Genomic DNA, 24,270 nt, shown 5'->3' on the forward strand with positions numbered 1-24,270 from the left:
GGCCGCGGTGCTGGTTGGCGGATAGGTTTGGACCCATGAGGGAGTTGCCACATGTGCTGGGCATTGTTCTGGCCGGGGGAGAGGGCAAGCGGCTGTACCCGTTGACCGCCGATCGCGCCAAGCCGGCAGTTCCCTTCGGCGGTGCCTACCGGCTGATCGACTTCGTGCTGTCCAACCTCGTCAACGCCCGCTACCTACGGATCTGCGTTCTGACGCAATACAAGTCGCATTCACTGGACCGTCACATCAGCCAGAACTGGCGCCTGTCGGGTCTGGCCGGTGAGTACATCACCCCGGTGCCGGCCCAGCAGCGGCTCGGGCCGCGTTGGTACACCGGATCGGCAGACGCGATCTACCAGTCGCTCAACCTGATCTACGACGAAGATCCCGACTACATCATCATCTTCGGCGCCGACCACGTGTACCGCATGGATCCCGAGCAGATGCTGCGGTTCCACATCGACAGCGGGGCCGGGGCAACGGTGGCCGGCATCCGGGTGCCCCGCGCTGAGGCCAGTGCGTTCGGGTGCATCGACGCCGACGACTCCGGGCGCATCAAGGAATTCGTCGAGAAGCCCGCGGACCCGCCGGGCACGCCCGACGATCCCGAGCAGACCTTCGTGTCGATGGGCAACTACATCTTCACCACCAAGGTGCTCATCGACGCGATCCGCGCCGATGCCGACGACGACCACTCCGACCACGACATGGGCGGCGACATCATCCCGCGACTCGTGTCCGACGGAATGGCGGCGGTCTATGACTTCGACAACAACGAGGTACCCGGGGCCACCGAACGCGACCACGGCTACTGGCGCGATGTCGGCACCCTGGACGCCTTCTACGACGCACACATGGACCTGGTGTCGGTGCACCCGGTGTTCAACCTGTACAACAAGCGCTGGCCGATCCGCGGCGAATCCGAGAACCTTGCCCCCGCCAAGTTCGTCAACGGCGGCTCGGCACAGGAGTCGGTCGTCGGCGCCGGCAGTATCATTTCCGCGGCGTCCGTACGTAATTCGGTGTTGTCCTCCAATGTGGTGATCGACGACGGTGCCATCGTGGAGGGAAGTGTGCTGATGCCGGGGGTGCGGATCGGCCGCGGCGCGGTGGTGCGCCACGCGATCCTGGACAAGAACGTGGTGGTGGGTCCGGGCGAGATGGTGGGCGTGGACCTCGACAAAGACCGTGAGCGGTTCGCGATCAGCGCGGGCGGCGTGGTTGCCGTCGGCAAAGGTGTGTGGATCTAGCGCGTCTGGTCGTCAGTCCGGGGATCACTCCCAGGGATCGACCGCGGCGCGGCGCGGCGCGGTGCTGCTGCGGGCGTTCACGCCGACCTTGGCCTCGTTCTTCCGCCTGCGCCACCGCCACAGGCGGAAGGCGCCCCAGATCAGCGCCAGCAGCGCGACGAGCACCAGTGCCGGTAGCAGGATCGCCACGAAGACCAGACCGATACTGGTGACGTCCTCGACGGTGGACAGCACCGGTGCGGCGACACCGGCGGTGGCGACGTTGGCGGCCGGTCGGACCGTCGATTTGGTCAGCGATACCACGAGCGCGGTGACCGCGCCGATCGCCACCGGAATCCACTGGCCGGATTGGGCGAATGCGCCCGGGTCGGCGACGGCCGCGGTCGCCGACGCGGTGCCCGACCCGAAGACGATGCCGCCCGCGGTCGGGCGGACGAAGGTCTGGATGGTGTCGTTGATCGAGTCGAGTGCGGGGATCTTGTCGGCGACCACCTCGACGATCAGCAGGACCGCGACGATTGCCATCACCCAGCCGTTCTCCAGCCAGGACCAGCCCGCCGGCAACGACACCAGCTCGGTGAATCGCGACAACAGGCCCAGGGCCAGCAACGGGATGTAGGCGTTGAGCCCCGCCGCGGTGGCCAGGCCAAAGCCGGTCAACAGTTCCATTACTGCAGTATGCGGCGAACTCGGCCCGGGCTCGGTCGGTTCGCCGTTATCCGCGCGTCGTGGCTCACCACACGTAGGGCACCAGTCGGTAGCGCACCTTCTGGGTGTACGCGTCGTAGCCGTCGAGTTCGGCGCGCAGCATCTTCTCCTCGTCGGCGATCCGCACGCCGAAAATCGGTATCGACACGATGGACACGAGGAGGGCCCAGTAGGAACCCAGCGCCAATGGGGTGCCGAACATCATCAACACCGCGCCGAAATACATCGGGTGCCGGACCAGACCGTAGAGCCCCGTCGAGACGAGCGGTTGTTCGTCCTCCACCTGGATGCTGGCGCCGGCGAAGCTGTTCTGGAACACCACTGCCTCGGCGAACAGGATTCCCACCGCCACCAGAACGTTGCCGAGGATGACCACCGCTGTCGGCACACTCGACCACCCGAACCGGTGGTCGAACGCGCTGAGGACGAACGCCGCGAAGGCCGAGCCCGTGACCGCCCAGATGACAATCTTCTGCACGATCCGCGTTTCCGCGGTCGGCCCACCGTGCAGGCGTCGCTGCAGGGCCGCTGGGTCCCTGATCGCGAGACCGATGCTCGGGATCATGGTGGTTGCCAGGAATACGGCGATGAAAACCCAGGCCTGCCAGTAGTGGAACGTGCCGGCCGGCCAGAACAACGTCACCCCCAACAACAGCAAGGAGAAGAGCCCGGACAGCACGGTCTGAAGTGCAAGTTTCATGATCTGCCCCCTGCCCATTTCACACCGCGTCGCGATTGCGGTAGATGACCCCGGCCAGCAGCGCCAAACCTGTTGCGGCGATGAGCATTACCACCAGGGCCACTGCCGGGAACTCGCTCGGCACAGTGGTCCGTCCCACCGGCGACAGTTCGATCAGCCAGCGCGGCAACCGCAGCAGCGCCCCGAGGTACAGTGCGGCAATCACGAATGTGACTGCCAACCAGGCCATCCAGGGTGAGCGAAGTGCCACTGCCAGGGCCGCGATCGAGGCCACCACCGCCAGCGCGGGGAGATACGCCAGTGCGGCCAGGGTGAGACCGATGATGGTGCCCGGTTCACCCAGCGTCAGGCCGGCGCCGAGGCCGTTGCCCAGGCCGGCGCAGAACATCAGCACCGCCGCGCCCGCCAGCGCGCAGCCGACCGCGCCCAACAGCCAGCGCCACCGCGAGACCGCCCCGGCCAGAACCGGCTCGCCCAATCCGTTCTGCTCGTCGGTGTACACCCGCAGCACCACCGAGGTGACATACGCCGTGGCCGCTGCGGCCAGGAACTGCGTCATGGTGGTGTAGATGCCGTCGATGCCTGTCGTGGACAGCAATCGGGCGATCAGCTCGTTGGTCCTGGCCGCATCCATCAGTGCTTTCGTCATCGAGCCGAACACCAGCCCGGCCACGAACAATGCCACCGCCCAGCCGATCGTCTGACCGCGTTGCAGCGTCAGGTGCAGCCGGAGCGGGCCGGTGATGGCGGGGGCGTCGGGGCGCTCACCCGTCGACGCGATGGTGCCCGCGTCGTACTGGCGGCGGCTCTCCAGCACGGCAGCCACGGCCGTCAATCCGACCGCCAGAATGACCAGCAACCCGAACGGCCACCAGCGCAGATCGACGAACGGACGCATCTGCTGTGCCCAGGCGACGGGGGACAACCAGCTCAGAGTGCTGCCGGAGTTGTCGATGACGTCACCGACCCCGCGTATCAGCGCAGCCACCGCCAACGTCGCCATCGCAGCCCCCGACGCGGTGCGGGACTGGCGCCAGAGTTGGGCGGTCACCGCGGCGACCGCACCGAACACCATCGCGACCCCGGTGATGCCCAGGCTCATGGCCGCGGTGTCGACGATCGCGAAGCCGGTGGAGGCCATCGCCAGCGTCATCGTGAGAGCCAGCACCGCGTTGACGCCGCCGACGACGGCCAGGGCCGCGGCAGTTCGCGCGTAGCGCCCCACCACCGACGAGAGCACCAGCTCGGCGCTACCGTTCTCCTCTTCGGCCCGGGTATGACGAATCACGGTGAGAATGGCAAGGATCGAGGTGGCGATGGTCAGGGTGAGTGTCAGTTCATTGGCCATCATCACGCCGAGGTCGGTCTCGTTCACCCCGAACATCGGGCCACCGAGCATCATGCCTGCGGGTGTCTTGAGCAGGTTCACCCGGGCCAGGCGTTGTTCCTCCCCGGGGTAGGCCAGGCGAATTGCGTTGGGGGCGTACACCATCATCAAGGTGAGCGCGCCGACCCACACGCTCAGCCGCACCCGGTCGCGTCGCAGTGCCAGCCGCAGCAGCGTTTCGATGCCGGTCAACGGTGACGTGGCCGTGCGGGCCGGACCGGTGGGCCGGGCCGGGGCGGTCGCGGTGTTCACCGGGTCGCCCCCTGGTATTCGCGCAGGAACATGTCCTCCAGCGATGCCGGTGCGACGGTGAGATCGTCGATGCCGAGATCGGTCAGGTGTTCCAAGGCGAACTCCAGGTCGGCCCGGTCCACCGAGAAGCTCACGGTGCCCTCGTTGCTCACGAAGTCGTGCACGTACGGGGTGTTCTGTATCGCCCGACCGTCCGAGCGAGTGCGGGCGGTGACTTTGGTGCGCATCAGGTGCCGCAGTTCGGCGAGGGTGCCGGAGCGTACCGTGCGCCCGGACCGGATGATCGTCACGTTGTCGCAGAGTTTTTCGACCTCGGCCAGGATGTGGCTGGACAGCAGGACTGCGGCGCCCTGGCTCGCCACCTCGGCCACACATTGCTGAAATGCTCTCTCCATCAACGGGTCCAGACCCGAAGTGGGCTCGTCGAGAATGTAGAGGTCGGAATGACAGCTGAACGCCGCGACGATGGCGACCTTCTGCCGGTTGCCCTTGGAGTAGGTGCGGGCTTTCTTGTGGGGGTCGAGTTCGAACCGCTCGATCAACTCGTCGCGGCGCCGAGTGTCGACGCCGTTGCCGCGCAATCTACACAGGAAGTCGATGGCCTGCATACCGGTCAGATTCGGCCACAGCGTGACATCGCCTGGGACGTAGGCGATTCGGCGGTGCAGGGCGACCGCGTCGCGCCACGGGTCGCCGCCCAGGAGGCGGACGGTGCCCCCGTCGGCGCGCAGCAGGCCCAACAAGACCCGGATGGTGGTGGACTTACCGGCGCCGTTGGGCCCGAGGAAGCCGGCGACGTCGCCGGGGGAGACGGTGAGATTCAAGCCATCGAGCGCCTTGGTGTGCCCGAAAGATTTTGACAGTCCGCGGATTTCGACGGAGTGGTTCACGCTGGCTCCTTGGTGTCGGTCGTGGATTCTGAACGGGACGGGATGTCTTGCTCGCGTTGGTGCAGGAAGGCGTCGTACATGGTCGAGTCGGCCATCAGGCCCTCGGTGTAGAGCTCGAGAGCCGGCAGCATCATGTCCTCGCCGTAATCACGCAGCACCCGGCGCAGGTCTGTCGGGTCGTCGTGCATCTGCAGGTACAGCAGAAACCCGCCGCCACTGCAGATCGCCATGAACCGTGCCCGGGCCTTCGGATCGCGGCTGGGTTTTAGCACCCCGGCCCGCACGCCCTCCTCGAGGTACTGCTCGGCGTTGTCGACCATGGTGCGCCAGAACGTCTTCGCCAGATCGCTGCCGGACTGCATGCTGCGGACCAGGTAGGCCATCAGGGGCGCATACGACTCGATCTCGGACATCTGCGCGATCCAGGTCGCAGGGTCACCGCTCTGCAGTGACTCGGTCTTGGCCTCGCGCACCACCTCGGCGACGTAGGCGTCGCACGCCTTGCGTAGCCCTTCCTTGGAAGTGAAGTGGTGGATCACCAAGGCGGCGCTGACGCCCGCGGACTCGGCGATGGTGCGCAACCCCACGCTGAATCCGTGTTGCCCGTACTGCTCGATCGCGGCGTCTCGGATCCGGGCCGTCGCTGTTCGGTCATCTGCTGAACGCATGTTCAAAACGCTAAACGTGTGTTCAGTACGTGGTCAAGGGGATGACCCGTCAGGAATCCGTAAAGAAAGCGTCCGGGAGAGGAGAAAGGTCAGTCGCGGGCGGCGGCCAGCAGGCCGTCGCCCAGCGGGATGAGTACCGGGGTGAGCCGCTCGTCCTCGGCGATCAGCCGGGCCGCCTCACGCACTGCGCTGACCTCGGCATCGTTGGCCGAGGCGTCACCGGCCCGGCCGCCCAGCGCGGCCCGGTGCAGCACGATCGCACCGCCGGAACGCAGGAGACGCACCCCCTCGGCCACGAACTGGGGCTGGTCCATGGGTTCGGCGTCGATGAACACCAGGTCGTAGGACTCGTCGGCCAGGCGGGTGAGCACCTCCTGGGCGCGACCGCTGATCAGCCGCGTCCGTCCCGGGCCGACCCCGGCCTCGGTAAACCCCTGCTTGGCGATGCGCTGATGCTCGGGTTCGACGTCGATGGTGGTCAGCACGCCGTCGTCGCTCATGCCCGACAACAGCCACAACCCGCTGACGCCGGCACCCGTGCCGACTTCGACGACCGCCTTGCCCCCGGTGAGCCGGGCCAGCACGCTCAGCAACGCTCCTACGGCAGGGGTCACCGCACCCGCGCCGAGTTCTTCGGCCCGTTCACGCGCGGCCGCGACGATCTCGTCTTCGGAGATCGATCGTTCGGCATGCGTGACGATCGCCTCGGCGCGACCGGGGTTGGAGCTGACCATGCCCGCAGCGTAGGCCAGAGGCCGGGGGCGTCGTTGCGACACGCCCGCGGATGGTAGGTATCGGCCACGGAAATTCGCTGGTTCGTGCAGGTAACCGAACGTATCGTAGGCTTTCTCAGCAAAAGTTCAGATTGCTCATATGCCTGCCACACCGGGATCAGGAACGGTATCCGCATGGAACACGGCGCCCGCTGGCGCACCGCCCAGCACAACATGAGCAGCAACCGGAATAGCGACGTCATCGGTTGTGTTGAGCGAAGTGAGAACTGTGATCAGGAGGATCCGACGAGCGCGAACGCTGTTACCTCGAACCCCGCCACCCAGGCCGCCCCGGTGACGATGGCACATCTGGAGCAATTCACCGCAGGCGAATGGGTGGAGCCCTCCGATGAGTTGACCGGTACCGCCGTTTTCGACGCCACCGGCGATCAGGCGGCCATGCCGTCATGGGACGAGCTGGTGCGTCAACACGCAGACCGGGTGTACCGGCTGGCCTACCGCCTTTCGGGCAACCAGCATGACGCCGAGGACCTGACCCAGGAGACCTTCATCCGGGTGTTCCGCTCCGTGCAGAACTACCAGCCGGGAACCTTCGAGGGCTGGTTGCACCGCATCACCACCAACCTGTTCCTCGACATGGTCCGTCGCCGCGGCCGCATCCGCATGGAAGCGCTGCCCGACGATTACGACCGGGTGCCCGCCGACGACCCGAACCCGGAGCAGATCTACCACGACTCGCGGTTGGGGGCCGACCTTCAGGCTGCCCTGGACTCGCTGGCACCGGAGTTCCGCGCCGCGGTGGTCCTGTGTGACATCGAGGGTCTGTCCTACGAAGAAATCGGCGCCACGCTGGGCGTGAAGCTCGGCACCGTGCGCAGCCGGATTCACCGTGGTCGGCAGGCCTTGCGTGAGCACCTGGCGAAGCACTCGCCGGAAACCGCCAAATCTGCCTAGTGGTGGTCGGTGTTCAGCGCGTCAGGTCGCGCTACATTCGGGTCAGGACATTTGGTCGTGGCGAGAGGAGCTGGGCGATGGTCGACCCGGGACACGTGTTCCGTCGGGCATTCTCCTGGTTGCCGGCGCAGTTCGCCTCGCAGAGCGATGCGCCGGTAGGCGCACCTCGGCAGTTCCGTTCCACCGAGCACCTGTCCACCGAGGCCATCGCGGCCTTCGTCGACGGTGAGCTGCGGATGAGCGCTCATCTGCGGGCCGCGCACCACCTGTCCCTATGTCCGGACTGCGCGGCCGAGGTCGATGCCCAGGGCCAAGCCCGGACCGCATTGCGGGATTCCTGTCCGGTCGTCATTCCGAATTCCCTCTTGGGACTGTTGTCGCAGATACCGCACCACAGTCCGCAGCCCTCCGCTGACGTGGGTGAACAGCCTCAGGTTGCTGATGACCCGACGCGGAGTCGGCGCAAGCGCCGGTAGGCTGGACCCCAAGGCGATCAGTGACCGGCGTCGGCCTATCTGGCTGGGGCGGGCGCTCCGATAGAGAGTGATACACCGGTGACCAATCAGGACCAGTCCGACGAGAGCGGCCGTCTGGAACCGCGCCCTGTCGAGCGGCCACCCGTAGACCAGTTGTCGCAGCGCACATTCGGCCGGCCCGCCGGCGTCGACGGCTCGTTCCTCGGTGCGGAGAAGTACGAGGACCAGGGCGAGTACGCCCCCAAGGACCTACCGCCGGATCCCGTGCTGGCCGAGGCGTTCAGCCGTCCCTCCAGCAGTGGTGACTCACTGCAGCGTCATCCCACCGATGCCGGCGCACTCGAGGCCGAGCGGACCGCCGGTGACGACGTCGTCGACGATCCCTGGCGCAACCCGGGTGCCGTCCCGGCACTGGGTACCCCCGCGCAGGCGCCCGTCGCGCCGGTGGTCGTACCAGCCCCGATCGGCAAGCTGGGTGCCCGCGAGGTGCTGTTCGGTGGCCGGGTGTCGTGGATGGCACTGGTCGTGTTGCTCCTGATCACGCTCGTGGTCGGCGCGATCGGCGGCTGGGTCGGACAGAAGACTGCCGGTACCGTGCAGGCCTTCACCACCTCGAAGGTGACGCTGGAGACCGGTGACCTCCCGTCCCCGGACGCCGGCCGGTTCGCCACGGTGGCCGCCGCGGTCGAGGATTCGGTGGTGACGATCGAGGCGAAGAGCAAGACCGAGGGCTCGCAGGGCTCCGGTGTCGTGGTCGACGGCAAGGGCTACGTCGTCACCAACAACCACGTGATCTCCGACGCTGCGGGAAAGCCCGCCGACTACAAGATCACCGTGGTGTTCAACGACGGCAAGGAAGTACCCGCCAACCTGGTCGGCCGCGACCCCAAGACCGATCTGGCCGTGTTGAAGGTCGACAACGTCGACAACCTCGTCGTGGCGCGGATGGGTGATTCCGAGAAGGTGCGCGTCGGCGAGGAAGTCATCGCGGCCGGCGCCCCGCTCGGCCTGCGCAGCACGGTCACCCACGGCATCATCAGCGCGCTGCACCGGCCGGTGCCGCTCTCGGGTGAAGGTTCGGACACCGACACCGTGATCGACGGGCTCCAGACCGATGCCTCGATCAACCACGGCAACTCCGGTGGCCCGCTGATCAACATGTCCGCCGAGGTGATCGGGATCAACACGGCCGGAAAGTCCTTGTCGGACAGCGCTAGTGGCCTCGGCTTCGCGATCCCGGTCAACGAGGTCAAGCAGGTCGTCGAGAACCTGATCAAGGACGGCAAGGTCGCGCATCCGACGCTGTTGCTCAGTGCCGTCACGGTGAGCAACAGCGTGGCCTCGGGCGCGCAGGTCCGCAACGTCAACGCAGGTGGCCCGGCCGAGAAGGCCGGCATCCTGGAGAACGACGTCGTGGTCAAGGTCGGTGACCGCAAGGTCGCCGACGCCGATGAGATGGTGGTCGCGGTGCGTCAGCTCAAGATCGGGCAGGAAGCTCCGATCGAGGTGCTCCGCGACGGTCGGCCCATGACGTTCATGGTCACGCCGATCGGCGACGATCAAAAAGCGCAGTAGCGATGTTCGCGAACATCGGGTGGGGGGAGATGCTGGTTCTGGTGATCGCCGGTCTGGTGATCCTGGGGCCCGAGCGCCTGCCCGGTGCCATCCGGTGGACTTCCGGTGCCCTGAAGCAGGTCCGGGATTACGTCAGCGGAGCGACCAGCCAGTTGCGTGAGGACCTCGGCCCGGAGTTCGACGATCTTCGCGAACCCCTCGCCGAACTGCAGAAGCTGCGCGGCATGACCCCGCGGGCCGCGATCACCAAGCATCTGCTCGACGGTGATGACTCGTTCCTGACTGGCGCCTTCGATGACGGTAAGAATCAGCAGCCCTCAGTGCCCGGCGATAAACCTGCCGGTGAGATCGGGGCAACGCCGACAGACAAGTCGGTCGGCTCCGCATTCGACCCGGACGCCACCTAGTCCCACAGCCGAAGGGACTTAGCGTCGCGCGGTGTCCAGACCCAGCGACATCCCGGCCAGGCCGCGTTTACGGGCCGACAACCCCTCGGCGATCTTGCGTAGCTCGGCGCCAGCCGCTGATTCGGGCGCCGACAGCACCAGTGGCACACCGGAGTCACCGGCGGTCACCAACGCCGGGTCCAGTGGGACCTGGCCCAGCAGCGGCACCTCGGCGCCCACCGAACGGGTCAGCGACTCGGCCACCTGACGGCCGCCGCCCTCACCGAACAACTGCATGACGGTGCCGTCGGGCATCTGCAGGCCCGACATGTTCTCCACCACGCCGGCGATGCGCTGGCGGGTCTGCAACGCGATCGCGCCGGCACGCTCGGCCACTTCAGCGGCAGCCATCTGCGGAGTGGTCACCACCAGGATCTCGGCACCCGGGATCAACTGGGCCACCGAGATGGCGATATCACCCGTGCCGGGCGGCAGATCGAGCAGCAGCACGTCCAGGTCGCCCCAGTACACGTCCGCAAGGAACTGCTGCAGGGCCCGGTGCAGCATCGGCCCGCGCCACACCACGGGCGTGTTGCCCTGGGTGAACATCGCGATCGAGATGACCTTCACATCGTGGGCGATGGGCGGCAGGATCATCGAGTCGACCTGGGTGGGCCGGTCACTGGTACCCATCATGCGCGGCACCGAATGGCCGTAGATATCGGCGTCCAGCAGGCCGACGGACAGCCCGCGGGCGGCCATCGCGGCAGCCAGGTTGACCGTCACACTGGATTTGCCCACGCCACCTTTACCGGAGGCCACGGCGTACACCCGGGTGAGGGAGTTGGGCTGGGCGAACGGGATCACCGGTTCGCGGGAATCGCCACGCAGCAGCGTGCGCAGTTCGGCGCGCTGCTCGTCGTTCATCACGTCCAGGGTCACCTTGACGGCGCCCGTGCCGGGCACATCGGTGACGGCGGCCGTCACCAGGTCGGCGATCTCTGTCTTCTTCGGGCAGGCCGCAGTGGTCAGGTAGATCTCGACGTGTACACCGTGGTCAGCCTCGATCGAGATGTTCTTGACCATGCCGAGTTCGGTGATCGGCTTCCGCAATTCGGGGTCGATCACCTTGGCCAGCGCAGCGCGAACCGCAGATTGCAGCTCAGTGACAGATTCGGACATCACCGCCGAGTCTACGGCGACGGTGTTGGGTGCTGGATTCAGGCCGGTCCCGGGGCGGGGCCGGGTACCGGACCGAGCGCCGGAGCCGCGGGCGCGGCCTCGATCGGCGGGCCGATCGGGGCCGCCGGAACTGCCGGCGGCGGAGCTTGCTGCGGTGCCGGTCCAGGGCCAACCGCAGGAGCAGGAGCCGGGGGCGGCCCGAGCAGCGGAGCGGGCGCCGGCGGGGGAGCCTGTTCGCTCATGCAGAACACCACGCATGCAGGCTGACGCGGTTGCTCCCACGGCGGGACCCATGGCGGTGGGGCGGCCGGCGTCTCCGAAGGTATGGCCTGCGCCGGACCCGGCAGCGGGCCGAGCACCTGGCCCGGGGCGAATCCGGGGACGTTCTGCGTGCCGGTCTCGTTGCGGTTGAGCAGCGGGATCAGGGCCAGCGGATCACCCGAGGGAAGTCCCGTGGCGTCGGCAGGCAAGTTCGGGCCGAGGCCTTCGGCATGGTCCAGATGAGAATCACCGATCGGGGGAATGGACCCGGTGATCTCCGGCAGGTCCACCGGCACCACACCCGTGGCGTACGCGGCGGCCCAGCCCAGTACGTTTCGGGCGTAGGCCACCGAGTTGTTGTATCGCAGGATGGCCGTCATGACCTGGGACTGGTCCCGCAGGTTGAGGTTGCCGCTGCACAGGTAGCGTGCCGCGGCGAGCGCCGAGTCGAACACGTTCTGCACTTCAGCCTTGCCGTCGCCGTCGCCGTCGGAGGCATACCGGGCCCAGGTTCCGGGCAGGAACTGCATCGGCCCCATCGCCCGGACATAGGTGATCCGTCCGGACTGGGCGCTCTGGACGATGATCTCGTTGCCCGGCAGGGTGCCGTCGAGGGCGGGACCGTAGATCGGGCGCACCGCGGTGCCGCGGGCATCGGTGGCGCCGCCGTTGGCGTGCCCCGACTCGATCCGTCCGATACCGGCCAGCAGATTCCAGCTGATCCCGCAGTTGGGGTAGGCCGCGGCCATCATCCGTTCGGCGTTGCGGTACGCCTTCAGCGACGTTCCCGGAATGCCAAGGGCCCCAGGGGTATTGACGACGAATGCCGGCGGCGGAGCCGAGATCGTGGTCATCGACTTGATGCGGAAGTTGGTCGGGGGCCTGGCCGCGGCCACCACTGCCGGACCCGAGCGGTCGACCTGGGGTGCTACGGCGGCCATGGGCGTGACCGCGGCGTTGGACACGCCGATCTCCGAGGCGGAAGACCCGGCACCGGCGACCAGCACGACGGGCGCCAGGACGGCCACGCCGAGTGCGGGTGAGCGCATGAGCCGGCTCATACCGCGCCGAGCGGTTGCGATCACCGCTCCTCCCCCTACGCGCACTTACCCGTCCTTCGGTCGGCTTTGGCCAAATACCATGTTGTGAACCAAGTCACCATACATAGTCCCGGTTTGCGTTGTTGCCACAATGGGGGACAGCGAGATCAACCACCGCGTTTGGGCCGGCGCTCAGCCCCATCGACTTTGCCCGCGTTGGGCCGGTCGGTATCGGCAGGCACGGTGAGTTCGGTGAGGAGGTCACGCAGTTCTTCCAACTCTCGGCGCAGGTAATCGCGGGTGACGACTTCGCCCACCGCCAGCCGCAGCGAGGCCAGCTCGCGGGCCAGGTACTCGGTGTCGGCCTTGGTTTGCTCAGCCCGGCGGCGGTCCTCTTCGAGCGAGACCCGGTCCCGGTTCTCCTGCCGGTTCTGGGCCAGCAGGATCAGCGGGGCGGCATAGGCGGCCTGGGTCGAGAAGGCCAGGTTGAGCAGGATGAACGGGTAGGGATCCCACTGGAAGGTAAAGACGCCGATGTTGAGGGCGATCCAGACGATCACCAAGATCGTCTGAATGGCCAGGTAGCGCCCGGTGCCGAGGAATCGGGCGATCGACTCGCTGAACGCGCCCACTGCCTCGATGTCGACGTGCAGCCCGAAGCCGCGGGTCCCGCGTGGGGTGTCCAGCCGCTGGCGCGCCGTCAATTCGCTCATGAGCTCGCCGCCGGGAGCTCGGGCTCGTCGCGTTCGCGCCAGTCGTCGGGCAACATGTGGTCGAGCACGTCGTCGACCGACACCGCACCCAACAGGTGGTTCTCCTCATCGACCACCGGGCCGCACACCAGGTTGTACGCCGCGAAGTAGCGGGTCACCGCGGCCAGCGAATCGGCCGGACTCAGGTTGGGCAGATCGGTGTCTACGATCCCGCTGACCAGTGCGGCAGGTGGCTCGCGCAGCAACCGTTGCAGGTGCACACACCCCAGGTAGTGACCGGTCGGGGTGGCGCTCGGGGGCCGGGCGACGAACGCCATCGACGCCAGCGCCGGCGTCAGGTCGGGGTCGCGCATCCGGGCCAGTGCCTCGGCGACGGTGGTGTCGGGCATCAGGACCACCGGCTCGCTGGTCATCAGGCCGCCCGCGGTGTCGGGCGAGTGGGCCAGCAGCCGTCGCACATCCTCGGAGTCCTCGGGGTCCATCTGCCGCAGCAGTGCCTCGGCGTCCGCCGGGGTCATCGAGCCGAGGACGTCGGCGGCGTCGTCGGGGTCCATCGCCTCGAGCACGTCGGCGGCACGCTCGGTGTTCAGCTGGCGCAGCGCCGCGGTCTGCTCGTCCTCGGGCAGCTCCTGCAGCACATCGGCCAGGCGCTCGTCGTCGAAGGCCCGGTACAGCTCGTAGCGCCGTTTGATCGGCAGCTCGCGCAGGGCCTCGGCCACCTCGATCGGACGTTGTCCCTCGAACTGCTCGAGCAGCGAGGCCACACCCTGATCGGGCATCGCCAGGCCGGACGGGGTCAGCCCGTGCACGTTCTGCCATTCGACGACGTGAATGTTGGAGCGCCGGCCCAGGCGCCGCTGGGGACGGACCGCCACCCGGGTCACCATCCAGTCGCGGGTTCGGGTCTGCTCGATACCCAAATCGACCACCACGACGTCGATTCCGGCCAGTTGTTCCAGATCGGGGTCGTCGACCCGCACCCGGGTCTCCAGGACCTGGCCCAACACCAGCACCTCGCCGGGTCGCTGGGCGAACCGGCGCAGCGACACACTGCCGGTGGCCAGCGTCACCGAGCCTGGTTCGATCGCGGTGACCCGCAGGATCGGGACGAAAATCCTTCGTCGGGTGAGCAATTCGACCACCAGGCCGAGAACCCGCGGTTGCTGGCGGACGATGCTGATGCTGATCACCACATCGCGGACACGGCCGATGGACTCCCCGTCGGGGCCCAGCACCACCATCCCCGCTAGCCGGGCCGCGTAGACCCTGTTCACCGCCGCCATGAGTCAAAGGGTAGAGACTGTGGTCGTGGAGAACACGTATCGACCCCGCCGAACGTGCCTCTCGGTTCCGGGTAGCAGCCTGAAGATGATCGAGAAGGCCAAAGGTCTGCCTGCTGACGAGGTGTTCCTCGACCTCGAGGACGCCGTTGCCCCCGAGGCCAAGGCGTTGGCCCGCACCCAGGTGGCGGCGGCGCTGGCCGACGACGGCTGGGCCGGGCAGCTGCGTGGGGTGAGGGTCAACGACTGGACCACGCCGTGGACCTATGCCGATGTGATCGAGGTGGTGTCCACTGTGGCTTCCGCCGGGGGGACCATCGATCTCATCGTGTTGCCCAAGGTGACCGAGGTGGCGCATGTTCAGGCACTCGATCTGCTGCTGTCGCAGCTGGAGAGCACCCACGGCCTGGAACCCGGCCGGATCGGCATCGAGCCCCAGATCGAGAACGCGTTGGGGCTGACCAATATCGACGCGATCGCCGCCGGCCCGCGGGTGCAGGCGCTGGTGCTCGGGCCCGGGGACATGGCGGCCAGCCTCAACATGCGCACCCTGGAGGTCGGCGGGCAACCCGACGGGTATGACATCGGCGATGCCCATCACCACGTGCTGATGCGCATCCTGATCGCCGCGCGCAGCCGCGGTATCAACGCGATCGACGGCCCGTATGTCAAGGTGCGCGATGTGGACGGGTTCCGCCGGGTGGCCGGACGTTCGGCCGCCCTGGGCTATGACGGCAAGTGGGTGCTGCATCCGGACCAGATCGAGGCGGGCAACGAGATCTTCAGCCCACGCCAAGCCGATTACGATCACGCCGAGTTGATCCTGGATGCCTACGAGTGGCACACCTCGCAGGCCGGTGGGTCCAGGGGAGCGGTGATGCTGGGCGACGAGATGATCGACGAGGCCAGCCGCAAGATGGCACTGGTGATGGCGGGCAAGGGCCGTGCGGCCGGGATGAGCCGGCTGGCCGAGCCGTTCACCCCGCCGAGCTGACCCGGGTCGTGTAGAGCCGCACCGCAATTCGGTGCGGCTCGCTACGCGGAGAGCACCCCGGTCACAAAGAACACCAGCCAGCCTCCGTTGATCAGGGTGCCGAATACACCGAGCGCGATGCCGGCGATCGCCAGGCCGCGGCCCGGTTGTTCGACCTGCGGACCATAGCCTGACTGCCCGGTCCGCTGGATCTGGCTGAGTGCGACGATCCCGAGACCGATACCGACCAGGGCGGCGAGCAGTCCGATCGCGCACGCGAAGAACAGGAACAGCGACAGCACCGAGGCGACGAGCGATCCGATCGCCATGCTGTTGGTGGGGTTGGCCGGCGGCATCCCGTAACCACCGGTATATCCGGGGTACCCGGACATGCCGTAACCCGGCGGGGGATAGCCGGGCGGTGGCGGGAACGGCGGTGGCAGACCCGGCGGCGGCGGGTAGCCGTACGGAATGTCGGCGGGGTAGTCGATCGCGGGCGGATAGGGCGCGGCGATTTCGGAGTTCGGCGGCGCGAAGTCGTACGGCGGTTGCGCCGCGCCGGTATCCGGCCGATCCTGGGAGTGTTCGATGGGCGGTGCTTCGTAGCCGCTGGACAACGGTTCAGACGGCCGAGAACCCGGGTCGGATGGCGCAGATCCGCCCGCGTTGCCGTCCGCGTTTGTCATGCTGATCAACCTAGCGCACGGACGATGACGCCAAGAGGGCGTGACTCCGGTACCGCGGAGGAGAGGAAAAGTTCGATGACGAGCCCATTTCAGTCGGGTCAGACGCCCGGCGCCGCGCCCGCTGCACGCGGTGCGTTGCCGACGCCGCCCAAAGGCTGGCCGATCGGCTCCTACCCGACGTACGCGGAGGCCCAGCGTGCCGTCGACTACCTGTCCGATCAACAGTTCCCGGTGCAGCAGGTGACGATCGTCGGGGTGGATCTCATGCAGGTCGAGCGGGTCACCGGTCGGCTGAGCTGGCCCAAGGTGCTCGGCGGTGGTGTGCTGTCCGGCGCCTGGCTGGGCTTGTTCATCGGTCTGATTCTCGGTTTCTTCAGTCCCAACCCGTGGAGTGCGCTGCTCACCGGCCTGATCGCCGGTGTCTTCTTCGGCTTGATCACCTCGGCGATCCCGTACGCGATGGCTCGCGGCACAAGAGATTTCAGTTCGACGATGCAGCTGGTCGCCGGCCGCTACGACGTTCTGTGTGATCCCCAAGGTGCCGAGCAGGGCCGGGATCTGCTGGCACGCTTGACCATCTGAGCCATCACCCGAACCGGAATCGGGTGCGGTGGCAAAGCACCGCAGGTCACGATTGTGACGCGTGGCGTGGGAACGGTTGCGTATCACGCGGGTGTAGCTCTACGGTTTGCGCGCGGGAGGTTCCCGCGTGAACGGGAGGCAGGGCGGTGCGCGCTCGGCGGCTATGTGCTGCGGCAGTGGCCGCGTTGGCGACGGCCTCGGTGGTGTCGGCTTGTGGTAAGAGCGACGACGGGATCGTCATCAACTACTACACCCCGGCCAACGAGATTGCGACGTTCACCGCCGTGGCCAAACGCTGCAACGCCGAACTCGGCGACCGTTTCACCATCAAGCAGGTGAGTTTGCCGAAAGGCGCTGACGACCAACGGTTGCAGCTGGCCCGGAGGCTGACCGGCAACGACAAGACGCTCGACATCATGGCGCTCGACGTGGTGTGGACCGCAGAGTTCGCCGAGGCCGGTTGGGCCGTGCCGCTGTCCGAGGATCCGGCAGGCGAAGCCGAGTCCGACGCTCAGGCGAACACCCTGCCCGGGCCGCTGGAGACGGCCCGCTGGCAAGGCCAGCTGTACGCCTCGCCGATCACCACCAACACCCAATTGTTGTGGTATCGGGCCGATTTGATGGATGAGCCGCCAACCACCTGGGACGGGATGGTCTCCGAGGCGACCCGCCTGCACGCGGCGGGCAAGCCCAGTTGGATTGCGGTGCAGGCCAAGCAGTACGAGGGCCTGGTGGTGTGGTTCAACACCCTGCTGGCCAGCGCGGGCGGCCAGGTGCTCTCCGAGGACGGCAAGACCGTCACGCTGACGGATACGCCCGAGCATCGCGCGGCGACGGTCAAGGCGCTGGAGATCATCAAATCGGTTGCCACCGCGCCCGGAGCTGATCCGTCGGTGACCCAGACCGATGAGGGCACCGCCCGGCTTGCGCTCGAGCAGGGCAACGCCGCGCTCGAGGTCAACTGGCCGTTCGTGCTGCCCTCGCTGTTGGAGAACGCCGTCAAGGGCGGCGTCAAATTCCTGCCGTTGGACGAACGGGCCGATCTCGTCGATGCCATCAACGATCTGGGCACGTTCTCGCCGACCGACGAACAGTTCGAATCGGCATATGACGCCAGCAAAGAAGTGTTCGGCTTCGCGAACTATCCGGGGGTAGCCGAGGGTGAACCGGCGAAGGTGACCATCGGCGGTCTGAACCTCGCGGTGGCCGAGACCAGCCGGCACAAGGCCGAGGCCTTCGAGGCCATCCGCTGCCTGCGCAACGTCGAGAACCAGCGCTACACCTCGGTGGAGGGCGGGTTGCCCGCGGTGCGTGAGTCGCTGTACGACGACCCGGAGTTCCAGGCCAAGTACCCGCAGTACGCGATCATCCGCGAGCAGTTGACCAATGCCGCGGTCCGCCCGGCGACCCCGGTCTATCAGGCTGTGTCCACCCGCATTTCGGCCACCCTGGCCCCGATCACCGACATCGATCCGGAGCACACTGCCGATGAGCTGACCGAACAGGTGCAGAAGGCCATCGACGGCAAAGGGCTGATCCCGTGAGTAGGACTCAGAACAGCACATCCGAACGGAAGCTTGCGTTCGCGCTGATCGCCCCTGCGGTGATCCTGATGATCGCGGTGACGGCATACCCGATCGGCTACGCGGTGTGGCTGAGCCTGCAGCGCTACAACCTGGCCGCCCCCGACGACACCGCCTTCGTCGGATTCGCCAACTACCAGACCATCCTCACCGACCGGTACTGGTGGACGGCGTTCGCGGTGACGTTGGCGATCACCGTCGTCTCGGTGGCGATCGAGTTCGTCCTCGGTATGGCACTGGCACTGGTCATGCACCGCACCATCTTCGGCAAGGGCGTGGTCCGGACCGCGGTGCTGATCCCGTACGGCATCGTGACGGTAGCAGCCTCCTACAGCTGGTACTACGCCTGGACACCGGGCACCGGATACCTGGCCAACCTGCTACCCGACGGCAGCGCCCCGTTGACCGAACAGCTGCCCTCGCTGGCCATCATCGTGCTGGCCGAGGTGTGGAAGACCACGCCGTTCATGGCGCTGCTGCTGCTGGCGGGGCTGGCACTGGTGCCGCAGGATCTGCTCAATGCCGCCCAGGTCGACCGGGCCGGGGCGTGGTCGCGGTTGGTGAAAGTGATTCTGCCGCTGATCAAACCGGCCATCCTGGTGGCGCTGTTGTTCCGCACCCTGGACGCGTTCCGGATCTTCGACAACATCTACGTGTTGACCGGGGGAGCCAACAGCACCGGGTCGGTGTCGATCCTGGGGTACGACAACCTGTTCAAGGCGTTCAACCTCGGATTGGGTTCGGCCATCAGTGTGCTGATCTTCCTGTCGGTGGCGGTCATCGCATTCATCTTCATCACGTTGTTCGGTGCGTCGGCGCCCGGTGCAGAGGGGGAAGGACACCGATGAGCGAGCAGGTGGGTGCGCGGCGCGCGACCGGGTGGACCGTCGTGAACATCCTGGTGGTGCTCTACGCGCTGATCCCGGTGTTGTGGATCCTGTCGCTGTCGTTGAAGCCGACGTCGAGTGTCAAGGACGGCAAGCTGATTCCGTCGCAGATCACGTTCGACAACTACAAGGGCATCTTCACCGGGGACATCTTCACCTCGGCGTTGATCAACTCGATCGGCATCGGCCTGATCACCACGGTGATCGCCGTGGTGATCGGCGGCATGGCCGCCTATGCGGTGGCGCGGTTGGATTTCCCCGGCAAGAAGTTGCTGGTGGGGGTGGCGCTGCTGATCGCGATGTTCCCGCAGATCTCGTTGGTGACACCACTTTTCAATCTGTGGCGCAGTATCGGCCTGTTCGACACCTGGCCCGGCCTGATCATCCCCTACATCACCTTCGCGCTGCCGCTGGCGATTTACACGCTCTCGGCATTCTTCCGGGAGATCCCGTGGGATCTGGAGAAGGCCGCCAAGATGGACGGCGCCACTCCGGCCCAGGCCTTCCGCAAGGTGATCGCTCCGCTGGCCGCCCCGGGCATCGTCACCGCAGCCATTCTGGTGTTCATCTTCGCCTGGAACGACCTGCTGCTGGCGCTGTCGCTGACCGCGACCGAACGCGCGATCACCGCGCCGGTGGCGATCGCGAACTTCACCGGTAGTTCCCAATTCGAGGAGCCGACCGGGTCGATCGCGGCCGGCGCGATGGTCATCACCATCCCGATCATCATTTTTGTTCTCATCTTCCAGCGGCGCATCGTCGCTGGCCTGACATCCGGTGCGGTAAAGGGGTAATTGGATGGCCGAAATTGTGTTGGACCGGGTCACCAAGAGTTACCCCGACGGCGCGGGCGGCACCAGGGACGCCGTCAAAGAGTTCTCGATGACGATCGCCGACGGCGAATTCATCATCTTGGTCGGGCCGTCGGGCTGCGGTAAGTCGACCACCCTGAACATGATCGCCGGGCTTGAGGACATCTCGTCGGGCGAGCTGCGTATCGGCGGTGAGCTGGTCAACGAGAAGGCGCCCAAGGACCGCGACATCGCCATGGTGTTCCAGTCCTACGCGCTCTACCCGCATATGACCGTGCGCCAGAACATCGCTTTCCCGCTGACCCTGGCCAAGCTCAAGAAGGACGAGATCGAGGCCAAGGTCGTAGAGACCGCCAAGATCCTCGACCTGACCGAACTGCTCGACCGCAAACCGGCCCAGTTGTCGGGCGGGCAGCGTCAGCGGGTCGCGATGGGTCGGGCAATCGTGCGCCGCCCGAAGGCATTCCTGATGGATGAGCCGCTGAGCAACCTGGATGCCAAGTTGCGTGTGCAGATGCGCGCGGAGATCTCGCGGCTGCAGAGTCGGCTGGGCACTACCACGGTGTACGTCACCCACGATCAGACCGAGGCGATGACCCTGGGCGATCGGGTTGTGGTGTTGTTGGCCGGGGAGATCCAGCAGATCGGCACGCCCGACGAGCTCTACAACAACCCGGCCAACCTGTTCGTCGCCGGCTTCATCGGATCACCGGCGATGAATTTCTTCCCGGCCACGTTCACCGACGTCGGGGTGCGACTGCCGTTCGGCGACGTCACCCTGACCCAGCAGGTGCATGACCTGGTGGCGCGTCATCCCAAGCCCGACAACATCATCGTCGGAATCCGTCCGGAGCATCTCGAAGACGCGGCACTGCTCGACGGGTACGCGCGGATCCGGGCACTGACCTTCCCGGTGCGCGCCGACATCGTCGAATCGCTCGGTGCCGACAAGTACGTTCACTTCACCGTCGAGGGTGGCGGCGCCGAGGCGGCCCAGCTTGCCGAGTTGGCTGCCGATTCGGGCCCCGGTGCCAATGAGTTCGTGGCCCGGGTGTCTGCCGAGTCCACGGCGGCGGGCGGTCAGCAGATCCAATTGGCTTTCGACACCTCGAAGTTGGCGATCTTCGACGCCGAGACCGGGGTGAACCTGACCCGTACCGAGCCGGCCGAGTCGGCCGAGTCGGCCGAGTCGGCTGAGCCGGCCGAGTCGGCCGGAGAACCGGCAGCAGAGTGATCGACGTCCTGGCTGCCGTCCGTGCCCACGTGGGCGAATACTTCGGCGCCTCGGGCATTACCGCAGAACCAGTCAGCGCCAGCGTCACCTTCCTGGGTACCGAGCGCATCGACGTCCTGCGATTCGGCCCGGATCTTCGCGCGGGCGGCAGCGATCAGGATCTGTATCACTATGTGACGCTGGGTTGCTCGCGTCACCCGATGTTCGACCCGACCGAGTTGGTCTCCGATCCGATCCACGGCCCCCGGGCCGAGGTGGTGTTGTCGCTGCGGGGGCCGACGCCGGGCGGGCTGGCTCGATCGCTGGCGGTCCTGGCCGCTGCACCCGCGGTGGAGGGGCTGGTCCTGGAACCCGACGCGCTCATCGACCTGGAGACACCGCTGTTCGAGTCCGGGCCGTTCAGCGCATTTCTGTTGGGCACCAGCGATATCGGCGAGGTCGCCCTGCCAGATCCGTTGTCTGCGGTGAGCGTGCTCACGGCCACCCCGATCACCGCCACCGAGGCGGCCTGGGTGCGTCTGAAGGGTGCAGATGCGATGCGCGAGGCGTGGCAGACCGACGGGGTGGACGTGCTCGATGCAGCCCGAAGGGCCGCCAACCCCAGCTAAAGCCAATCGTTGCGGCGGAACGTGCGGTACAGCACGAAGCAGATGGTGGCCATCGCCAGGAGGACGGCGGGATAGCCCCAGGCCCACTGTAATTCGGGCATGTGCTCGAAGTTCATCCCGTAGATGCCTGCCATCGCGGTCGGCACCGCGGCGATCGCCACCCACGCCGAGATCTTGCGCATGTCTACGTTCTGCTGCATGGCGACTTTGCCGAGTGCTGCCTGCACCAACGAGCTGAGCATCTCGTCGTAGCTCGTGACGCGGTCGGAGGCCTGCACATTGTGGTCGTGCACGTCGCGCATGTACCTGCGTACCTCGACCGAGATCAAGTCGTTGTGGTCGGTGAGCAACCGGGCCAGGGCGAGTGTCAGCGGCGCCACCGCGCGGCGCATTTCGACGACCTCCCGCTTGAGCAGGTAGATGCATTCGATGTTGGTGTGGGTACCGGGGGAGAAGATGTCCTCCTCCATGGTGTCGATGTCGGTCTCCATCAGATCCGTCACGTCGAGGTAGCTGTCCACCACGTGGTCGGCAATCGCGTGCATGACCGCGAACGGTCCGAGTTTGAGGACGGCAGGCGAGGATTCGAGCCGTTTCCGTACACCGGCCAGTCCGCCGTGCTCGCCGTGGCGGACGGTGACGACGAAGTCGGGCCCGACGAAGATCATGATCTCGCCGGTCTCGACGATTTCGCGGGCCAGCGTCACCGACTCGTGCTCGACATAGTTGATGGTCTTGAGCACCAGGAACAGGGTTTTGTCGTAGCGCTCGAGCTTGGGGCGCTGGTGGGCGTGCACCGCGTCCTCCACGGCCAGCTCGTGCAATCCGAAAACGTCTGCCACCGACTGCATCTGGAACTCGTCGGGTTCGTGAAGGCCGATCCAGACGAACGCCTTCTGGCCGGCTTCCTGCAACTCGCGGACCTTGGTCAAGGCTGCGGCGTGGGTGTATTTGCCGGGTAACCGGTCACCGCCGCAGTAGACACCGCAATCGACCATCGCCCGGGCGACCGGAACGTGGATCGCCTTGGCGTCGGGGTCGGCGGGACGGGGCTTTGCCGTCGCGCGCAGGGCCGGCGGCAAGGCGCGGAATGAGGGCATGATCTGCGACCTTCCTGCGCGGTGTGCAGCAACCTGACCAGCACAACGATGCTACGCGCAGTTACTGTTAAGTAACGCTCACCAGCGGGGAACCCGCCCATGTGAGATTTGGCGTTGAAGTACCCTTGCGCCGTGTCCGAAAGTACAGTCGCCTCCTCGTCCGAGCGCCCGTCAGTGGAGCGCACCCCGCAAGTTGTCATCGACGATGCCGAGATCTTCGATGCCCACGAAGGCGGAAAGCTCTCGGTCGAGTTGAAGGAGCCGCTGGACACCCAGCGGGCGCTGTCGATCGCCTATACCCCTGGCGTTGCCCAGGTGAGCCGGGCGATCGCCACGGATCAGACGCTCGCCGCCAAGTACACCTGGGCCAACCGTCTGGTCGCCGTGGTCAGCGACGGTACCGCGGTGCTGGGTCTCGGCGATATCGGTCCCGCGGCATCGCTGCCGGTGATGGAGGGTAAGAGCGCGCTGTTCAAGTCCTTCGGCGGGCTGAACTCGATCCCGATCGTGCTCGACACCAAGGACCCCGACGAGATCGTCGAGACGCTGATCCGGCTGCGGCCGACGTTCGGTGCGGTGAACCTGGAGGACATCTCGGCGCCGCGGTGCTTCGAGATCGAGCGCCGGGTCATCGAGGCACTGGACTGCCCGGTCATGCACGACGACCAGCACGGCACGGCGATCGTGGTGCTGGCCGCGCTGCTGGGCGCCACCAAGGCGCTCAAGCGTGACATCCATGCACTGCGGGTCGTCATCTCGGGCGCCGGCGCTGCCGGCGTGGCCTGCGCCAACATCCTGCTGAACAAGGGCATCGACGATGTCGTCGTGCTCGACTCGCAGGGCATCGTGCACTCCGGCCGCGACAACCTCAACTCCTTCAAGGCCGAGCTGGCCGGGCGCACCAATCCGCGCAAGCTCACCGGTGGTGTGGCCGAGGCGCTCGAGGGAGCCGACGTGTTTCTCGGAGTGTCGGCCGGCATCGTGCCCGAGGAGTTCATCGCGACGATGGCTCCCGACTGCATCGTCTTCGCGTTGTCCAATCCGGATCCCGAGATCCACCCGGACGCCGCCCGCAAGTACGCGGCGGTCGTGGCGACCGGGCGCAGCGATTTCCCGAACCAGATCAACAATGTGCTGGCCTTCCCCGGTGTGTTCCGCGGTGCGCTCGATGCCGGCGCGCGTCGCATCACCGAGAAGATGAAGGTCGCAGCTGCCGAGGCGATCTTCTCGGTCGTGGGTGACGATCTCGCGGTCGATCACATCGTGCCCAGCGCACTCGATCCGCGGGTCGGCCCTGCGGTCGCGGCCGCGGTCGCGGCGGCGGTTGATCACACAGAGTCCTGAGTTCA

Annotated in this window: 25 protein-coding genes; 13 read left to right on the top strand and 12 right to left on the bottom strand. The window is 66.7% G+C overall.

Annotated features, from left to right (window positions below):
* The first annotated feature begins 35 nt into the window (after positions 1-35).
* The gene (glgC, locus tag G6N44_RS24635; protein WP_163668575.1) at positions 36-1,250 is read left to right on the top strand and encodes a glucose-1-phosphate adenylyltransferase; all 1,215 of its coding nucleotides are present in this window, start codon (positions 36-38) and stop codon (positions 1,248-1,250) included.
* Between the two features lie 24 nt (positions 1,251-1,274).
* On the opposite strand, the gene G6N44_RS24640 is transcribed toward glgC, so the two are convergent.
* The 6 genes from G6N44_RS24640 to G6N44_RS24665 form a co-directional block, all read right to left on the bottom strand.
* Positions 1,275-1,919 (bottom strand): DUF4126 domain-containing protein, encoded by a 645-nt coding sequence (locus G6N44_RS24640; protein ID WP_163668576.1) that lies wholly within the window; start codon positions 1,917-1,919, stop codon positions 1,275-1,277.
* Between the two features lie 64 nt (positions 1,920-1,983).
* The gene (locus tag G6N44_RS24645; RefSeq protein WP_163668578.1) at positions 1,984-2,658 is read right to left on the bottom strand and encodes a methyltransferase family protein; all 675 of its coding nucleotides are present in this window, start codon (positions 2,656-2,658) and stop codon (positions 1,984-1,986) included.
* Between the two features lie 19 nt (positions 2,659-2,677).
* Positions 2,678-4,297, bottom strand: a complete 1,620-nt coding sequence (locus G6N44_RS24650; RefSeq protein WP_179964436.1) for an ABC transporter permease — start codon at positions 4,295-4,297, stop codon at positions 2,678-2,680.
* A complete protein-coding gene (locus G6N44_RS24655; protein WP_163668580.1) occupies positions 4,294-5,187 on the bottom strand; it encodes an ABC transporter ATP-binding protein in 894 nt (297 codons plus the stop codon). The genes G6N44_RS24650 and G6N44_RS24655 overlap by 4 nt, the downstream gene beginning before the upstream one ends.
* Positions 5,184-5,855, bottom strand: a complete 672-nt coding sequence (locus tag G6N44_RS24660; protein WP_163668582.1) for a TetR/AcrR family transcriptional regulator — start codon at positions 5,853-5,855, stop codon at positions 5,184-5,186. The genes G6N44_RS24655 and G6N44_RS24660 overlap by 4 nt, the downstream gene beginning before the upstream one ends.
* 89 nt (positions 5,856-5,944) lie before the next feature.
* Positions 5,945-6,589 (bottom strand): O-methyltransferase, encoded by a 645-nt coding sequence (locus G6N44_RS24665; protein ID WP_163668584.1) that lies wholly within the window; start codon positions 6,587-6,589, stop codon positions 5,945-5,947.
* A gap of 174 nt (positions 6,590-6,763) precedes the next feature.
* Between G6N44_RS24665 and sigE the strand changes: the two genes are divergently transcribed.
* From sigE to tatB, 4 genes are all read left to right on the top strand, one after another.
* A complete protein-coding gene (gene sigE, locus G6N44_RS24670) occupies positions 6,764-7,543 on the top strand; it encodes an RNA polymerase sigma factor SigE (protein ID WP_163668586.1) in 780 nt (259 codons plus the stop codon).
* A gap of 77 nt (positions 7,544-7,620) precedes the next feature.
* The gene (gene rseA, locus G6N44_RS24675) at positions 7,621-8,019 is read left to right on the top strand and encodes an anti-sigma E factor RseA (RefSeq protein ID WP_163668587.1); all 399 of its coding nucleotides are present in this window, start codon (positions 7,621-7,623) and stop codon (positions 8,017-8,019) included.
* A gap of 78 nt (positions 8,020-8,097) precedes the next feature.
* Entirely contained in the window at positions 8,098-9,594 is a 1,497-nt protein-coding gene (gene htrA, locus G6N44_RS24680) for a serine protease HtrA (RefSeq protein WP_163668589.1), read from the top strand.
* A gap of 2 nt (positions 9,595-9,596) precedes the next feature.
* Positions 9,597-10,001, top strand: coding sequence for a Sec-independent protein translocase protein TatB (tatB, locus tag G6N44_RS24685; RefSeq protein ID WP_163668591.1), 405 nt, complete (start codon positions 9,597-9,599; stop codon positions 9,999-10,001).
* 18 nt (positions 10,002-10,019) lie between these two features.
* Here tatB and G6N44_RS24690 read toward each other — a convergent pair whose 3' ends face one another.
* The 4 genes from G6N44_RS24690 to G6N44_RS24705 all read right to left on the bottom strand — a co-directional run bounded on the left by G6N44_RS24690 (position 10,020) and on the right by G6N44_RS24705 (position 14,459).
* Entirely contained in the window at positions 10,020-11,162 is a 1,143-nt protein-coding gene (locus G6N44_RS24690) for an Mrp/NBP35 family ATP-binding protein (RefSeq protein WP_163668593.1), read from the bottom strand.
* A gap of 38 nt (positions 11,163-11,200) precedes the next feature.
* Complete coding sequence (locus G6N44_RS24695) at positions 11,201-12,472, bottom strand: lytic transglycosylase domain-containing protein (protein WP_163670318.1); 1,272 nt, start codon at positions 12,470-12,472, stop codon at positions 11,201-11,203.
* A 158-nt stretch (positions 12,473-12,630) separates the two neighbouring features.
* A complete protein-coding gene (locus G6N44_RS24700) occupies positions 12,631-13,176 on the bottom strand; it encodes a DUF1003 domain-containing protein (RefSeq protein WP_163668595.1) in 546 nt (181 codons plus the stop codon).
* On the bottom strand, positions 13,173-14,459 hold the full coding sequence (locus tag G6N44_RS24705; protein WP_163668597.1) for a magnesium transporter MgtE N-terminal domain-containing protein: 1,287 nt from the start codon (positions 14,457-14,459) through the stop codon (positions 13,173-13,175). The genes G6N44_RS24700 and G6N44_RS24705 overlap by 4 nt, the downstream gene beginning before the upstream one ends.
* Before the next feature lie 25 nt (positions 14,460-14,484).
* On the opposite strand from G6N44_RS24705, the gene G6N44_RS24710 reads away from it, so the two are divergent.
* Positions 14,485-15,450: an HpcH/HpaI aldolase/citrate lyase family protein gene (locus G6N44_RS24710; RefSeq protein ID WP_179964437.1), complete on the top strand. Its 966-nt coding sequence runs from the start codon at positions 14,485-14,487 to the stop codon at positions 15,448-15,450.
* Between the two features lie 41 nt (positions 15,451-15,491).
* Here G6N44_RS24710 and G6N44_RS24715 read toward each other — a convergent pair whose 3' ends face one another.
* Positions 15,492-16,115, bottom strand: a complete 624-nt coding sequence (locus G6N44_RS24715; RefSeq protein WP_163668601.1) for a DUF4190 domain-containing protein — start codon at positions 16,113-16,115, stop codon at positions 15,492-15,494.
* 75 nt (positions 16,116-16,190) lie between these two features.
* Between G6N44_RS24715 and G6N44_RS24720 the strand changes: the two genes are divergently transcribed.
* From G6N44_RS24720 to G6N44_RS24745, 6 genes are all read left to right on the top strand, one after another.
* Positions 16,191-16,697 carry a YflT domain-containing protein gene (locus G6N44_RS24720; protein ID WP_039323611.1) on the top strand — a complete coding sequence of 169 codons (507 nt, stop codon included), beginning with the start codon at positions 16,191-16,193 and terminating at the stop codon, positions 16,695-16,697.
* 146 nt (positions 16,698-16,843) lie between these two features.
* Complete coding sequence (locus G6N44_RS24725; protein WP_163668603.1) at positions 16,844-18,241, top strand: ABC transporter substrate-binding protein; 1,398 nt, start codon at positions 16,844-16,846, stop codon at positions 18,239-18,241.
* On the top strand, positions 18,238-19,128 hold the full coding sequence (locus G6N44_RS24730; RefSeq protein WP_163668605.1) for a carbohydrate ABC transporter permease: 891 nt from the start codon (positions 18,238-18,240) through the stop codon (positions 19,126-19,128). The genes G6N44_RS24725 and G6N44_RS24730 overlap by 4 nt, the downstream gene beginning before the upstream one ends.
* 8 nt (positions 19,129-19,136) lie before the next feature.
* A complete protein-coding gene (locus tag G6N44_RS24735; protein ID WP_179964611.1) occupies positions 19,137-19,961 on the top strand; it encodes a carbohydrate ABC transporter permease in 825 nt (274 codons plus the stop codon).
* A 4-nt stretch (positions 19,962-19,965) separates the two neighbouring features.
* Positions 19,966-21,213 carry an ABC transporter ATP-binding protein gene (locus G6N44_RS24740; RefSeq protein ID WP_163668609.1) on the top strand — a complete coding sequence of 416 codons (1,248 nt, stop codon included), beginning with the start codon at positions 19,966-19,968 and terminating at the stop codon, positions 21,211-21,213.
* Positions 21,210-21,821, top strand: coding sequence for a suppressor of fused domain protein (locus G6N44_RS24745; RefSeq protein WP_163668611.1), 612 nt, complete (start codon positions 21,210-21,212; stop codon positions 21,819-21,821). The genes G6N44_RS24740 and G6N44_RS24745 overlap by 4 nt, the downstream gene beginning before the upstream one ends.
* On the opposite strand, the gene corA is transcribed toward G6N44_RS24745, so the two are convergent.
* Positions 21,818-22,921 (bottom strand): magnesium/cobalt transporter CorA, encoded by a 1,104-nt coding sequence (gene corA / locus G6N44_RS24750; protein ID WP_163668612.1) that lies wholly within the window; start codon positions 22,919-22,921, stop codon positions 21,818-21,820. The two genes, G6N44_RS24745 and corA, sit on opposite strands and share 4 nt — an antisense overlap.
* A 132-nt stretch (positions 22,922-23,053) precedes the next feature.
* On the opposite strand from corA, the gene G6N44_RS24755 reads away from it, so the two are divergent.
* Positions 23,054-24,265, top strand: a complete 1,212-nt coding sequence (locus G6N44_RS24755; protein ID WP_163668613.1) for an NAD(P)-dependent malic enzyme — start codon at positions 23,054-23,056, stop codon at positions 24,263-24,265.
* Positions 24,266-24,270: the final 5 nt, after the last annotated feature.

Source organism: Mycolicibacterium alvei (assembly GCF_010727325.1).
GTDB lineage: Bacteria > Actinomycetota > Actinomycetes > Mycobacteriales > Mycobacteriaceae > Mycobacterium > Mycobacterium alvei.

What these genes read in the sequence shown, in the direction of transcription:
- glgC (WP_163668575.1), top strand. Translation starts at nt 36, where the DNA reads ATGAGGGAGTTGCCACATGTGCTGGGCATTGTTCTGGCCGGGGGAGAG.
- G6N44_RS24640 (WP_163668576.1), bottom strand. Translation starts at nt 1,919, where the DNA reads ATGGAACTGTTGACCGGCTTTGGCCTGGCCACCGCGGCGGGGCTCAAC.
- G6N44_RS24645 (WP_163668578.1), bottom strand. Translation starts at nt 2,658, where the DNA reads ATGAAACTTGCACTTCAGACCGTGCTGTCCGGGCTCTTCTCCTTGCTG.
- G6N44_RS24660 (WP_163668582.1), bottom strand. Translation starts at nt 5,855, where the DNA reads ATGCGTTCAGCAGATGACCGAACAGCGACGGCCCGGATCCGAGACGCC.
- G6N44_RS24665 (WP_163668584.1), bottom strand. Translation starts at nt 6,589, where the DNA reads ATGGTCAGCTCCAACCCCGGTCGCGCCGAGGCGATCGTCACGCATGCC.
- sigE (WP_163668586.1), top strand. Translation starts at nt 6,764, where the DNA reads ATGGAACACGGCGCCCGCTGGCGCACCGCCCAGCACAACATGAGCAGC.
- rseA (WP_163668587.1), top strand. Translation starts at nt 7,621, where the DNA reads ATGGTCGACCCGGGACACGTGTTCCGTCGGGCATTCTCCTGGTTGCCG.
- tatB (WP_163668591.1), top strand. Translation starts at nt 9,597, where the DNA reads ATGTTCGCGAACATCGGGTGGGGGGAGATGCTGGTTCTGGTGATCGCC.
- G6N44_RS24690 (WP_163668593.1), bottom strand. Translation starts at nt 11,162, where the DNA reads ATGTCCGAATCTGTCACTGAGCTGCAATCTGCGGTTCGCGCTGCGCTG.
- G6N44_RS24695 (WP_163670318.1), bottom strand. Translation starts at nt 12,472, where the DNA reads ATGCGCTCACCCGCACTCGGCGTGGCCGTCCTGGCGCCCGTCGTGCTG.
- G6N44_RS24700 (WP_163668595.1), bottom strand. Translation starts at nt 13,176, where the DNA reads ATGAGCGAATTGACGGCGCGCCAGCGGCTGGACACCCCACGCGGGACC.
- G6N44_RS24705 (WP_163668597.1), bottom strand. Translation starts at nt 14,459, where the DNA reads ATGGCGGCGGTGAACAGGGTCTACGCGGCCCGGCTAGCGGGGATGGTG.
- G6N44_RS24715 (WP_163668601.1), bottom strand. Translation starts at nt 16,115, where the DNA reads ATGACAAACGCGGACGGCAACGCGGGCGGATCTGCGCCATCCGACCCG.
- G6N44_RS24720 (WP_039323611.1), top strand. Translation starts at nt 16,191, where the DNA reads ATGACGAGCCCATTTCAGTCGGGTCAGACGCCCGGCGCCGCGCCCGCT.
- G6N44_RS24740 (WP_163668609.1), top strand. Translation starts at nt 19,966, where the DNA reads ATGGCCGAAATTGTGTTGGACCGGGTCACCAAGAGTTACCCCGACGGC.
- corA (WP_163668612.1), bottom strand. Translation starts at nt 22,921, where the DNA reads ATGCCCTCATTCCGCGCCTTGCCGCCGGCCCTGCGCGCGACGGCAAAG.